Source organism: Roseovarius sp. B-10 (assembly GCF_056859295.1).
Genome location: NZ_JBSXOE010000042.1, coordinates 238,149 through 250,953 on the forward strand (window position 1 = coordinate 238,149; position 12,805 = coordinate 250,953).

The 12,805-nt window shown below is 69.2% G+C and carries 14 protein-coding genes; 3 read left to right on the forward strand and 11 right to left on the reverse strand.

Annotation, left to right across the window (positions count from 1 at the left end):
* The first annotated feature begins 1 nt into the window (after window position 1).
* A complete protein-coding gene (locus AC13D8_RS18835; RefSeq protein WP_482970115.1) occupies window positions 2-607 on the forward strand; it encodes an inner membrane-spanning protein YciB in 606 nt (201 codons plus the stop codon).
* A gap of 61 nt (window positions 608-668) precedes the next feature.
* Here the strand turns inward: AC13D8_RS18835 and AC13D8_RS18840 are convergent, their stop codons facing one another.
* The 4 genes from AC13D8_RS18840 to gspD form a co-directional block, all read right to left on the reverse strand.
* Window positions 669-1,934: a glutamate-5-semialdehyde dehydrogenase gene (locus AC13D8_RS18840; protein ID WP_482970116.1), complete on the reverse strand. Its 1,266-nt coding sequence runs from the start codon at window positions 1,932-1,934 to the stop codon at window positions 669-671.
* Window positions 1,935-2,001: 67 nt separating this feature from the next.
* Complete coding sequence (locus AC13D8_RS18845) at window positions 2,002-3,213, reverse strand: type II secretion system F family protein (protein ID WP_482970117.1); 1,212 nt, start codon at window positions 3,211-3,213, stop codon at window positions 2,002-2,004.
* Window positions 3,210-4,661 (reverse strand): GspE/PulE family protein, encoded by a 1,452-nt coding sequence (locus AC13D8_RS18850; RefSeq protein ID WP_482970118.1) that lies wholly within the window; start codon window positions 4,659-4,661, stop codon window positions 3,210-3,212. The genes AC13D8_RS18845 and AC13D8_RS18850 overlap by 4 nt, the downstream gene beginning before the upstream one ends.
* A gap of 3 nt (window positions 4,662-4,664) precedes the next feature.
* Window positions 4,665-6,623 (reverse strand): type II secretion system secretin GspD, encoded by a 1,959-nt coding sequence (gene gspD / locus AC13D8_RS18855; protein WP_482970119.1) that lies wholly within the window; start codon window positions 6,621-6,623, stop codon window positions 4,665-4,667.
* 244 nt (window positions 6,624-6,867) lie between these two features.
* Here gspD and AC13D8_RS18860 point away from each other — a divergent pair, with 244 nt between their 5' ends.
* Window positions 6,868-7,386, forward strand: a complete 519-nt coding sequence (locus AC13D8_RS18860) for an outer membrane protein assembly factor BamD (protein ID WP_482970120.1) — start codon at window positions 6,868-6,870, stop codon at window positions 7,384-7,386.
* A gap of 4 nt (window positions 7,387-7,390) precedes the next feature.
* Here the strand turns inward: AC13D8_RS18860 and gspM are convergent, their stop codons facing one another.
* The 7 genes from gspM to gspG are packed head-to-tail and all read right to left on the reverse strand — an operon-like array spanning window position 7,391 to window position 11,929.
* Window positions 7,391-7,903 carry a type II secretion system protein GspM gene (gene gspM / locus AC13D8_RS18865; RefSeq protein WP_482970121.1) on the reverse strand — a complete coding sequence of 171 codons (513 nt, stop codon included), beginning with the start codon at window positions 7,901-7,903 and terminating at the stop codon, window positions 7,391-7,393.
* The gene (locus tag AC13D8_RS18870; RefSeq protein ID WP_482970122.1) at window positions 7,900-9,102 is read right to left on the reverse strand and encodes a type II secretion system protein L; all 1,203 of its coding nucleotides are present in this window, start codon (window positions 9,100-9,102) and stop codon (window positions 7,900-7,902) included. Before AC13D8_RS18870 ends, gspM begins: the two co-directional genes overlap by 4 nt.
* On the reverse strand, window positions 9,099-10,022 hold the full coding sequence (gspK, locus tag AC13D8_RS18875; protein WP_482970123.1) for a type II secretion system minor pseudopilin GspK: 924 nt from the start codon (window positions 10,020-10,022) through the stop codon (window positions 9,099-9,101). Before gspK ends, AC13D8_RS18870 begins: the two co-directional genes overlap by 4 nt.
* The gene (locus AC13D8_RS18880; protein ID WP_482970124.1) at window positions 10,019-10,633 is read right to left on the reverse strand and encodes a type II secretion system protein GspJ; all 615 of its coding nucleotides are present in this window, start codon (window positions 10,631-10,633) and stop codon (window positions 10,019-10,021) included. Before AC13D8_RS18880 ends, gspK begins: the two co-directional genes overlap by 4 nt.
* Window positions 10,630-10,998 carry a prepilin-type N-terminal cleavage/methylation domain-containing protein gene (locus tag AC13D8_RS18885; RefSeq protein WP_482970125.1) on the reverse strand — a complete coding sequence of 123 codons (369 nt, stop codon included), beginning with the start codon at window positions 10,996-10,998 and terminating at the stop codon, window positions 10,630-10,632. The genes AC13D8_RS18880 and AC13D8_RS18885 overlap by 4 nt, the downstream gene beginning before the upstream one ends.
* Window positions 10,995-11,477: a type II secretion system protein gene (locus AC13D8_RS18890; RefSeq protein ID WP_482970126.1), complete on the reverse strand. Its 483-nt coding sequence runs from the start codon at window positions 11,475-11,477 to the stop codon at window positions 10,995-10,997. Before AC13D8_RS18890 ends, AC13D8_RS18885 begins: the two co-directional genes overlap by 4 nt.
* Window positions 11,465-11,929, reverse strand: coding sequence for a type II secretion system major pseudopilin GspG (gene gspG / locus AC13D8_RS18895; RefSeq protein ID WP_482970127.1), 465 nt, complete (start codon window positions 11,927-11,929; stop codon window positions 11,465-11,467). Before gspG ends, AC13D8_RS18890 begins: the two co-directional genes overlap by 13 nt.
* Before the next feature lie 113 nt (window positions 11,930-12,042).
* Here gspG and AC13D8_RS18900 point away from each other — a divergent pair, with 113 nt between their 5' ends.
* Window positions 12,043-12,789 (forward strand): prepilin peptidase, encoded by a 747-nt coding sequence (locus AC13D8_RS18900; RefSeq protein WP_482970128.1) that lies wholly within the window; start codon window positions 12,043-12,045, stop codon window positions 12,787-12,789.
* Window positions 12,790-12,805 lie beyond the last annotated feature (16 nt).

Genomic DNA, 12,805 nt, shown 5'->3' on the forward strand with positions numbered 1-12,805 from the left:
CATGGCTGACAAGACCTATCCGAAATGGGCTAAACCGGCGCTGGAATTCGGCCCGATCCTCGCGTTTTTCGTGGCCTATCTCTTGCTCAAGGATCGCAGCTTCGAGATCGGCGGCACCGAGTATGAGGGCTTCATCGTGGTCACCGCCGGGTTCATCCCGGTGTTCCTGATCTCGATGGCGGCGCTGTGGCGGCTAACCGGGCATCTGAGCCGGATGCAGGCGGTGACGGCGGTGCTGATCGTGGTCTTCGGCGGCCTGTCGGTGTGGTTCAACGATCCGCGGTTCTTCAAGATGAAGCCGACGATGATCTACCTGCTCTTCGGCGGTGTCCTTGGGGTTGGCCTCATGCGCGGGCAGTCGTGGTTGCAGGTGGTGATGGACGGGATGATGCCGCTCACCGACCGGGGATGGATGATCCTGACACGGCGGCTGATGCTCTTCTTCTTCGGGCTGGCCATACTCAACGAGGCGATCTGGCGGACGCAGACCGAGGAGATATGGGTCTATTTCAAGACCTTCGGCCTGACGGCGGCGATCTTCGTCTTCTTCATAACGCAGGGGCGGCTGTTCAAGGACCACGGCCTGCCGGAGGATGACGAAGGCTGAGCGGTCGGGCGCTGCGCGGCGGCGCGTTCCGCGCCATTATTCCGCGCATTGGCCCAAGCGGTCACGCCCTGACCGCCCCATCCCCCACAACGAGATACTTGAAGCTGGTAAGCTGCTCGGCCCCGACCGGTCCGCGCGCGTGCATCTTGCCGGTCGCGATGCCGATTTCGGCCCCCATCCCGAACTCGCCCCCGTCGGCGAATTGCGTCGATGCGTTGCGCATCAGGATCGCACTGTCGAGCCGGGCGAAGAAGCGGTCGGCAGCGGTATCGTCCTCGGTGATGATGCAATCGGTGTGCCCCGACCCGTAGCGGCGGATATGGGAGATGGCGGCGTCGATATCATCGACCACCCGCGCGGCGATGATGCTGTCGAGGTATTCGCGGCCCCAATCCTCTTCGCTTGCGGGCACAACGCCGGGGATGGATTGCAGGGCCGCGTCGCCGCGAACCTCCACCCCCGCGTCGATGAGCGCGCGGATCACGCCCTGCCCGATGGTGTCGGCCAAGTCGCGGTGGATGAGCAGGCATTCGGCGGCACCGCAGATCCCCGTGCGCCGGGTCTTGGCGTTGAGCACCACCTTCAGCGCCTTTGCCGGGTCGGCGCCCGCGTCGAGATAGATATGCACGATGCCTTCGAGATGGGCAAAAACCGGCACCCGCGCCTCGCGCTGCACCAGACCAACGAGGCTCTTGCCGCCACGCGGCACGATCACGTCGATCGTGTCGGTCATGGTGAGCATCGCCTGCACCGCCGCGCGGTCGGTGACGGGCACGCGCTGAATGGCGTCCTCGGGCAGACCGGCAGCGCGCAGCCCCTCGACAAGGCAGGCATGGATCGCTGCGGAGGAATGAAAGCTCTCCGATCCGCCGCGCAGGATCACCGCGTTGCCCGATTTGAGGCACAGCGCGCCTGCGTCGGCGGTGACGTTGGGGCGGCTCTCGTAGATCACGCCGATCACGCCCAGCGGCGTGCGCACGCGCTGGATATGCAGGCCCGAGGGCCGGTCCCATTCGGCAATGACCGTGCCGACCGGATCGTCCTGCGCGGCCACGGCGCGCAGTCCCTTGGTGATGCCCTCGATCCGTCCCTCGTCGAGCGCGAGCCGGTCCATCATCGCGGGCGTCAGGCCCTTGTCGCGCGCCGCCGCGAGGTCGCGCTCGTTGGCGGCAAGTATATCGGCGCGGCGCTGCCAGACGGCATCTGCCGCGGCCTCGAGCGCGGCGCGCTTGGCCCCGGCGTCGGCGGTCGCAAGCTCTGCCGCCGCCGCGCGGGCGCGCGCGCCGATCTCGGCCATGAGGGCGGGAATGTTGTCGGTGTCCTTCATCGGTACAGCCTTCCGTCGCATGTCGCGCGGACTATAGGCGGCGGGTAGGCGCGCCGCAACGGCGCGCTCAGCCAACGGCCGCCTGCAGGTCGAAGATCGGTAAGAGGATCGCCAGCACGATCACCAGTACCATCGTGCCCACCACCAACATCAGCAGAGGGTCAATGAGCGCCGCGACCCGCTTGCGTTCGTTCGCGAGCCACGATTCTACCAGCACAGCCGCGCGTTCGGTCATCCGGCCGAGCCGCGCCGATTGCTCGCCCGCGGCGATGAGCTGGCGGCACACGGGTGGCACGAGGCTCATCCGCGCCAACCCCTGGCTCAGGCTCTCGCCACGGCGAACGGCATCCGCGAGTGCCTCGGCCTCGTCGCGAAACCGACGGACCACCAGAACCTCGGAGGCCGAGGCGACCGCGTCCACCACCGCCTGACGGCTGGAGATGACAAGTGCCAGCGTGCGCAGGTATTGCGCCGCCGCCGAGAGCCGCATCAGCCGCCCCACCACCGGCAGGCGCAGCGCAAGCGCGTGCCAACGGTCGCGGATCGCGGGGACGCGCAGGGCAAAGACGGTGCCGAGGATGAGGCCCACGGCACCGAGTCCGAGGGCAACCGCGTTGGCCTGAACGAAGTCGCTGATTCCCATGACGGTCTGCGTAAGCGGCGGCAGCGGGCGGCCGGTGACGGCGAACATGGCGGCAATCTCGGGGGCCACGTTGACCATCAGGATGCCCGCCACCAGCAGCGAGACCGCGGCCACGAAGGCTGGGTAGATGAGCGCGGTGGCAAGCTGCGCGCGATCCGCGCCCGCGCTTTCGAGGTAATCGGCCAGTTGGTCGAACACGGCGGCCAAGTCACCCGACCCTTCGCCCGCGCGCACCGCGGCGATGTAGAAGCGCGGGAACCCGGCCCCGGCCATGTCGAGTGCAACGGAGAGCGGCTGGCCGTCCATCAGCGCGGCCTTGGCCTCGGCGGCCGCCGCCTCGATCGCGGGCGCGGTGCCCGAGGCGCGCACCGTCTCGAGCGCCGATTCGGCCGTGAGATCGGAGGCAAGCAGCACCGCCAGCTGTCGGGTAAAGACCGCGCGCATATCGGCAGAGAGCCGGGTGCGACGGGTGAGCGAACCGCGCCGGGCGTTGGCGCGGTCCTTGGCGGTGATCGCTTCGGCGAAGAGGCCCTGCCCGCGCAGGATTTCGGCGGCTTGCGCCTCGCTCTCGGCCACCAGCGTGCCGCGCTTGCGCGCCCCCTCGGCGGTGAAGGCGGTATAGGCGAACGCCCTCACAGCGCGTCGCCCACCACTCGCAGCGCCTCTGCAAGGCTCGTGCGCCCCTGAGCCACCTCTCGCAGCGCCTGCCCGAACAACGTCTCGGCCGGGGGGAGCGCGAGTGGTTTCATTTCGGTCTCGGATTTGCCGGCGTCAATGGCCCCGCGCAGCGCATCCGAGACCTCGAGTATCTCGAAGATGCCCACCCGCCCCGCGTAGCCTGTGCCGTGGCAGGCATCGCAGCCGCGCGCGACGTGATGCGCCCGCGGCACCTCCAGTCCTGCCGCCTCGAAATGGCGCGCGGTCCCGGGATCGACCGGTTGCGCCTCGCGGCACTCCGTGCAGAGCCGCCGGAGCAGCCGCTGTGCGATCACGCCCCGCAGCGTGGCGGCGATCAAGAAATCATCGAGCCTCAGATCGCGCAGCCGGACCACTGCCCCCACCGACCCGTTGGCGTGGAGCGAGGAAAACACGAGATGCCCGGTCAGCGATGCCTGCGCCGCTATGCTCGCCGTCTCGCCATCGCGGATCTCGCCCACGAGGATGATGTCGGGGTCCTGCCGTAGTGCCGCCCGCAGCCCGGCGGCAAACGTCATGCCGATCTCGGAATTGATCTGGGTCTGGCTGACGCCGGGCAGGTCATACTCGATCGGATCCTCGGCGGTGAGAATGTTGCGCTCCTCGTCATTGGCCAGTTGCAGCAGCGAATAGAGCGTCGTCGTCTTGCCCGAGCCGGTGGGGCCGGTGGCGAGGATGATGCCGTTGGGCCGGTCGGCGAGGCGTTTGAGCGTGGCCTCCTGATCGGCGCGCAGGCCAAGCTGCTCAAGCGGCATCAGCCCCGCGGAGCGATCCAAGAGCCGCATCACCACCCGCTCGCCATAGTTCCCCGGCAGAGTGGATACACGCACGTCGATGGCACGCCCCCCTAGGCGTAGCGCGATATGGCCGTCCTGCGGCAGGCGCGTCTCGGCGATGTCGAGCCCAGCCATCACCTTGAGCCGCGAGATCATCCGGCGCACAGGCACATCTCCCCGGTCGAGCACGGTCTGAAGCATCCCGTCCACCCGCATCCGCGCGCGCAATCCAGCCTCGTGCGGCTCGACATGCAGGTCCGAGGCGCTCGCGCGCACCGCGCGGCGCAACAGCTGGTTGACGAGCTGGATGACCGGGGCCTCCTCATCCGCCTCCAGGAGATCGCGCGGCCCCTGCCGCGTGGCCCCCTCCTCGAGATCGAAGGCCAGCCCCGCGTCGCCCATCTCCGTCTCGCCATCGTCGCGGTAGAGCGCGGCCAGCCGCGCGTCGAATTCCGCTGCCTCGAGCCGTTCGAGCGCGAGCGCCTGCCCCGCGCGGCGGCGCGCCTCGCGCAGTCCACGCGCGCCTGCCTCCGGTCCGGCCAAGAGCCGCCCGCCCTCGATCAGCACGTGCATGTCACGCGCGAGGGCAAAGGGCAGCACCGGCGCGGACATGGCTCAGCGATCCGCGAAGGTCAGCCGCGAGGGCAGCGGCGGCAGCCGCCTTGCGCGCGCCGCCGGGTCGATGAAGCCCGCGTCAAATGGCTGATCAAGATCGGCCCCGTCGAAGGGGAAGGCCTGATCGGGCTGTTGCGGCCAGGTACCATCATCGGGCGGCGCGATATAGGCGCTCGCGCGCTTGGCGGCCTTGGCGATGCGGCGCGTCTCACGGGCGGCCTCGGCATCCGATGACAGGATACGAGGGCGAAGCATCACCAGCAGGATACGCTGGTTCTGCGAGGTCGAGCGCCCCTTGAACAGCCGCCCCAGAAGCGGCAGCTCGCTCAAGCCCGGAACCCGCTGGTTGACCGCGCCCGAGCCGTTTTCCAGCAGGCCGCCCAGCATGATCACATGCCCGTCGCGCACCAGAACATTGGTCGAAAGCTCGCGCTTGGCGGTGATCTCGCTGCCGGCGGCGGAAGCGGAATTGGTAAGGTTCGACACCTCTTGCCGCAATTCCAGCCGCACCGTGTTGTCGCGGGTGATCTGCGGCGTCACGGTAAGGGTGAGGCCGACATCCTGCCGCTGGATGGTCTGGAACGGCTGATCGGGAACCGCGCTATCGCCCACTGTGGCAAAGCTGCCGGTGACGAAGGGCACGTTCTGCGCCACCACGATTTGCGCCTCGCGGTTGTTGAGCGTGAGGATCGAGGGGGTAGACAGAAGCCGCGTGGAATTTTTCGAGGCGAGCGCAGCGAGGAACCCGCCGATGCCGCTGCGGTCAAAGGCCGCAAGGCTTCCGCCGGTGCCTCCGCCGGTAGGCTCGGCCCCCGACAGCACGGTGGTCACGAGGCTGGTAAGCGTCGGCCGCCCCTGAATCGCAAACTCGACACCGCCCACGGTCGCGTCCTCGATCACACCGCCGAACTGGAACGACAGGTCAGAAAAATTGTCGACCGACAACTCGAAGATCACAGCCTCGATGAGTACCTGGTCGGGGCGCTGGTCGAGCCCACGCACGGCGGCGACAATGGCCTGCATCCGATCAGCGGGCGCGGTGATGACAAGCGCGTTCTGCGAGGTTTCGGCCACGACCGAGATGCCGGTAGTCGCCGGGGCGGTCCCGCCTTCACCCGTCGCCGCCCCAATGCTCGTGCCCGCGCCGCCAAAGCTCTGGCGGATCACATCGGCCATGTCCTCGGCACTGGCATAGTTGAGCCGCACCACCTCGGTCGCGAAGCTGCGCTGCGGGCGGTCAAGCTGGGCCACCACGTTTCGCACCCGGTCGCGGAACTCGGGCGTACCTGAAACGATCAGCGCGTTCGATCGCGGATCGGCCGACAGGCTCGCGCCGGGCGGCGCGATCGACAGTGCGTTGATGACGCCGAGCATCTCGGCGGCCTTGCCGTTGCGCAGCGGGATCGTCTCGATGGCACTGCGCGTCGGGCTGTCGAGCCGGTCCACGAGCTTGACGATGCGCTGGAAATTCTCGCGCCGGTCCGACAGGATCAACAGCCCGGCCTCGGGCACCACCGACAGCACCGCCTCGCCCGGCAGGAGCGGGCGGACGACCTCGGCGATTTCCTGCGCCGGGCTGTTGTCGAGCGCGATCACCCGTGTCTCGAAATCGCCACCGCGGCGACTGCGATCAGCGCCGGGGGCCAGTTCGCGCGCCACGTCGATGGGCACGATGCGGTCGGTCTCGTCGCCCTCGATGATGGTCAGGCGGTTGAGCTCGAGCACGTTTAGGAAAATCTCGTAGATGGCACCCGGCGACACCTCGTTGGGGGCGACCACGGTAACGCTGCCCTGCACCCGGTCGTCGAGGATGAAATTGCGCCCTGTGGATTGCGCCACGATCTGCACGAAATCACGTAGGCTCGCGTCGCGCAAATCGAGCGAAACCTGTGCCTTGGTCACGTGTGGAAGCGCTGCGCAGAGCGTCAGGAGCAAAGCCGAGAATCTCAAAAATTGCATTGTCAATTCAGTCTTCAAAGCCACATCGCGGCGGAATAGGGGAGCAGGTGCACGGGTCGCTCGCCGCGTCTGCCCGCCACCCGTTGAGCCTAGCTCATTTGTTCCGCCCTGGCCATCGCCAAGACTCACGCCAAGCAGGCATACGTGCGCGGCGTCTTTTTTCCGTCGTCACCCGTCTTTTACGTGGCCATGTCGCGCCAAGGCATGGTATCCCAAGATCACGACCGGCACTGGTAAAAGCATTATGATAAAGCAACTTGTAACGAAATTTCTGGTTCTCACGGTCGTGACGGCGGGGCTTGCGGGATGCGAGGCGGGCGCCATCGGCGAAGGCGCGAATTTCCAAAAGAAATATTCCGGTGCGCGCAAGGCGCTGGAAGAGGGCAATTACGATCTCGCAGCGCGCAATTATGCCGCGCTGATCCCCTCGTCGGGCCCGCTCGCGCCGCGTCTTCGGCTGGAATATGCGCATGCGCTCTTGCGCGCCGGGCGCAATGACGAGGCGGCACAGGTCGCAAACATGCTGGCCTCCGAGGTGGAGGGCGGCAACCGCGCCGCCGCGCTCGCCGTCGAGGGCACGGCGCTCCATGAAAGCGCGCTGGCGGACATGCGGGCCGGGCGTTCCGGGGCGGAGGTCAACGCCAAGCTGCGCCGCGCCGACGTCGCACTCTCCGAGATGCTGTCGCTCGATGCCGCGCTCGATCCGCTGGGCGCGATGCAAAGCCGACGGGCCGAGATCGCACGCAGCCTCGGAAAGGGCTGACCATTCAGCGCGGCACAGGCACCAGCCGCAAATCGGCAGCCACAACGTCCTCGCGTTCGCCACGCTCGATGGTGAAGGCGTCGAGATCATAGCCCCACTGCCCCGATTGCGCCGAGAGCCACGCGGCCAGCCGCGAAAAGCGCACCGCGTCGAAGCGCAGGGTGATCCCGCCATCGGCGGTATTGGCGAGTTCTGCCACATCCGCGCGCAGCCCCGCCTCGCGCAGCGCCTTTTCCAGCCCACTCATCCCGACAGGCGCGGCGGCACGACCGGCCCCGTCCCCCGCCGCGCGCCTGAGCCGCGCATGCTCCACCGCCTGTTCGGCCACCCAAACTTCGGTGGCGCGCGTGACGGCCAGGGCCGCGCGCGCCTGCGCCTGCCGTTCGATCATCGGCACGGCCACCCCTTGCCATAGCCCCAGAGGCAGCGCGCCCAGTACCAGCACGAGCAACAGCCAACGCTCTCGGCGGCTGCGCTCCATCAATAGGGCCGCGAGCCTGTCCCACACCGCGCTCATCGTTCCGCCTCCGCGCGCGTCGTGGTCAGCGCCAGCACCGCCTCGACACCGCGACCCTCGCGGGCGACCGAGCGGGCGACGCGCGCCTCGGTCCCGGCGGCGGCCAGGTCACTTACCAGCGCGTCGAGCGCCGCGAAATCACCGATTTCGAGGTCGATCACCAGTCCCAGACCGGGCTGATAGCTGACGCGCGTGACCCTTGGATCATGCACGACCAGTGCCTCGCCGGCCGCGCGCAGCACGTCGAGCGGGCGGGATCGCACGCGCGCGGCCTCGGCCTCGGCGCGCGCCCGCGACAACGCGCCCTCCGCCTGTGCACGAATGTCTAGCACAGGACCCGAAGGCACCAGCGCGGTGCGCAGTATCGTCTCGGCATTGGCGCGATAGCTGCGGTCGAGATCGCGCAGTCGTTCGGTCTCTATCTGCACCGAGGTCGCCCACAACCCGAAGCCACCCAGCGCCAGAACCAGCGCCGCGGCGATCCGGCGCAGGCTGCCGCGCAGCGCAACGCGCAGGGCCTCAGGGTCGCGCGCCAGATCGAGCACAAGCTCGCCATGACCGAACCGCACAGGCTGCGCGATACCGGTTGTCGCCAAGGCCTCGGGCCCGTTGCAGACCCGCACACCGAGCGTTGTCAGCCAGTCGTCGAGCGGCACGCAGGGCGCGCCGAGCCGCAAGATCGCGGCGGGGGCGGCCTCCTTCGCCGCTTCTTCCAACAGCGCGCGGGCGAGGTCGGGCTCGGCAGCGAAGCCGTCCTCAAGGCCGAGCCGGGCGCGAACCGTGCCCCCCTCGTCCACCTCGATTACCCACAGGCCCGGAGCAGCGGGCAACGTGAGATAGTCGGGCAGCACCGCCCGGCAACGCCGGCCCGCCGGAGCCACCAGCGTCGCCCAATCGGCGCGTAGCGCCCCGTCGCAGACCAGCATCCGCGCCCACGACTCGCGCCTGGAACCCAACCGCGCGGGCCGCAGGTCGAGCCCGGCGGCGCAACCGGCATCGCGCAACTGCCGCCGCGCCACCCGCTCGCGCGCCACCCCGTTCAGCCCGGACGGCAGATCGAGCGGCAGGAGCGGCGCATCGGCACCGGGAACGGTTGCCACGAACGGCCCATCGGGCAGGGGCGCGCCACTCTCCACCGCGTGGATCGCGAGGGACGGCGCGGCGGGCGCAGAGCGGCGGCGGCGAAAGGGCGCGATCATGGCAGGACCATCCGGCGGTGGGCGATCAGCGCCGCGCCATCCTCGGGCGAACGCTCGATGGTCAGGATGCGCCTGTGCACGCGTCCGTCAAGGTGCAGCGCGAGCCGCGCCTCGAACCAACGGGTGGAAACACCCAATCCCCCGTTCGGCACCTGTGCCCGCGCGGTCGCCTTCGGGTGGATCAGCCGCCGCGCGCGTTCCTCGAAATCGGCCATGTCGGCGAACGGGGCTGTCGCGCGCTCGGCCACCAGACGGTCGATATCGGCGGGGCTGGCAGCGGGCAGGACCGCGCCCAGAACCTCGGGCGGGGCGGTATTGACGTTGAGCGGCGTGCGCGGCGGCAGCGCGGCGACGAAAGGGGCAAGCCGCACGTAATGCGCCTCGGTCATGCCGCGCACGAGGCGCAGTGCCTCGACCCGGTCCGCCGCACCACCCACCACCCGCACTGGCACCGGGCGGTCCGCGTAATCGGCTGGGCGCACCGGCCCGCGCGGCTGCACAAAGCCCGCGACCTCGGCCCCGAGCGCCACCGGCAGACCAAGCCGCCGCAACAGCCGCTCGAAGGCGCGCGCCGCCGCCGTATCGGAAGCATTGGCGAGGCTGTTGATGTTGAACCGGCCCTGAAGATCGGACAACCGCGCGACAAGGCGGCCCCGATCGATATCGGCATCGAGCGGCGCGCGCGCCCAAGGCTCGGCCATGTGGTCGAGATCCGGCGCGCGCAACCAGTCCGCCCGCAGCACCGGGTCGATGAGCAGCAGGCCCGCATCCAGGTGCAGTGCCGCCTGCTGGCTGCCCACGACATGGGCCATCCGGTCACGACTGTGGCCGGCCTGGATCATCAGCCCGACGGCCAGCGCAGCGATCGCCGCTACCATGACCAGCGCATTGAGAAGCGCAATGCCCCGGTCGCGCCTCATGGCAGCACCACCAGAACGCGCAGCGCGCCGTAGCGCTCCGATTGCAGGATGATTTCGACGGCGCGGGGCAAGTCGGCCTGCGCCGCCTCCGGGGCCTGTCCCCAGCCACCGATCCAGCCCTCTTCGGGGCCCCCATAGGCGCGAAGGCGCAGGCCTGCCACACCTTCGAAGATCACCGTTTCGGCGGCGCGTGCCGCCTCCGATGCCGGACGCAGCACCGGCCACGCGGTGCGCAAAAGCCGCTCGCCGCGCCGGTCGTGGCGCCAGATCACGCGCTCGGTCCCGGCGGCCTGCGTTTCTGGCAGCACGGCGCGTGCCTCGGTGCTGAGCGCAAAACGCCCCTCTTCGGCGCTGAGGTCAAGCAGCGGTGGCTCTGGCTCCACCGCCTCGGGCGGCCAGAACGGCAGGTCCGCCGCTGCCTTGAGGTCTGCACGCAGGAGCACGAGGCCACGGGCGAGCGCGGCCGCCTCCGTCGCGGCGGCGGTGGTGCCATCGCGCGCGCGCATCATGCCGCTCAGCGTTTGCAGCCCCATGATCGCCACCAGCGAGAAGATCGCAAGCGCGGCGACCAGCTCGACGAGAGTCAGCCCGCGGCTGCCCGCCTCGGTCATGGCGTCACCACGCGCGGCGCGATGACCGCGACCCGCGCGCCCGGGCCCACTTCGCCCCGCGCGCCGATGGTCGCCAGCACATGGCCCGCGCGCGTCGGCTCTTCGGTCACGTCGAGCCGCCAGAGCGTGGTGCCGTAACGCGCCTCGCGCGGCAGCCCGCCCGCCACGCGCGCGCCGTAGAGGCGGTATTCCTCGGCCCGGTTGAGCGCCACCTGAAGCGCCAGCACGCGCGCGGTCTCGCCGCCCAGCGCACGGGTGGCATGCTCGGTGCTGCGCAGTGCCGCCATTGTCGCCATCGCAAGCACCAGCACCGCCACCACCAGTTCCAGCAGCGTGAAACCGCGGGTTGCGGCCCGCGCGCTCATCGGGTCGCGCATTCGAGGCCGGCGAGCCCCTGCGACCGACAGGCGGTCACAGCGCCGTCGGTGACAAAGACCACCTCGAACGGCGTCACCTCGCCATCGGGAAGAAACACGATGTCGGGGCGCGGCGGCCCGCCATCGGGTGCGGCGGCCAGGATTGGGCCGCGCGCGCCCTCGAAGCGTGCCTCGGAACGGAAAGCCTGCGTCCCGCCGGAGACCCGCCATCCCAGGTCGCCTCCCTCCCCCGGCAACAGCGCCTGCCAGCCCCCCGGCACGAGTCGCAAGCCGCGCGCTTCCTGCCCCAAAATGGCCGCGTCGCGCAGTGCGTCGTAGGTAGCGGTGAGCCGCGGCGCGTCCGCCCTTCCGCCGCGCTGGCCAATGGAGAGGCTCGCTCCCACCGACAGTGTGGCGATGATCGCCACCACCACCACCATTTCCAGCAGCGAGAATCCGTGATCGGGACGCGCGCTCAACCGTCCCATGAGCCGATATCCGCGTCGAGCCCGGTGCCCCCGGACACCCCGTCCGCGCCGAGCGTGAAGATGTCAAACTCATCGTGCACACCGGGCGAAAGGTATTGGTACGCGTTGCCCCAAGGGTCCGTTGGCAGGCGGTCGATATAGCCGCCCTGCGCGTAGTTGCCGGGCACCGGTTCGGCCGCCGGGGCACTAACCAGCGCGGCGAGCCCCTGCTCGGTGGTAGGATAGCGGAAATTATCGAGCTTGTAGAGCTTCAGCGCGCCCGCGAGTGCCGAGATATCGGCCTGCGCGCGGGCCACGCGGGCCTGATCCGGGCGGTCGATGATGCGCGGCATGACCACCAGCGCGAGGATCGACATGATGACCACGACAACCATCAGCTCCAGCAGCGAGAACCCGGCTTCGCCGCGCCGTGCCAGTTTTGGCCTGAAAAGAAGTGACTTATTGATTTTCATGGTAAATTCTGTCCGGAAAGTGCTATAGTTTTCAGTATTGATGATAAACGATGGCCACGCGTCTGACAATCGTCCTGCGCCCCTGACCGATCCCCTGCCCGCGGTGATGCCCGATGCAGAACTTGCTGCCGCTCGCCCTTTTCCTTCTGTTCACCGGAGCGGCGGCGGGTTCGTTTCTGGCGCTCTGGGCCGAGCGGTTGCCGCATGGCGAGGGGGTGGTATTGCGCAGCTCGCGATGCCGGGCCTGCGGCGCACGGATCGGTTGGCGAGATATCGTGCCCGTGGTCTCGTGGATTCATCTGGGCGGGCGGTGCCGGGGCTGCGGCGCGGCGATCCCGCCCTGGCTGTTTCATGCCGAGCTTGGCGGCATGGCGCTGGCGGCAACGGCGATCCTCGTCGCGCCCACCCCCGCCACCATGGCGCTGGGCGCGCTGTGGCTGTGGCTGTTGATGGGGCTGGCACTGTGCGACCTCGTGGCCATGCGCCTGCCCGATCCGCTCACCGGCGCGCTGTTCGTGACCGGTTTCGCCTTGGGGGTACTGGGGCCGGGCGCGGGGCCAGCGCTCATCGGCGCGGGCGTGGGCGCGGGCTGCTTTCTCGCGATCCGGTTGGGCTACGAAGGCTTGCGCGGGCGCGAGGGGCTGGGCATGGGAGATGTCAAGCTGATAGCTGGCATCGGCGCGGCGCTTGGCTGGGCAGCGCTGCCTCTGGTCGCGCTGATCGCGGCGCTTGGTGCGCTCGCGACGACGCTGCTGCTGCACCGCGGATCGGTGGCACGCGATGCCGAAATCCCGTTCGGCGCCTACCTCTGCGGCGCGGCAGCGCTCGTCTGGATTCTGAGCAGCGGCGGCGCCACCTGAAAAATGTGCGGACGAC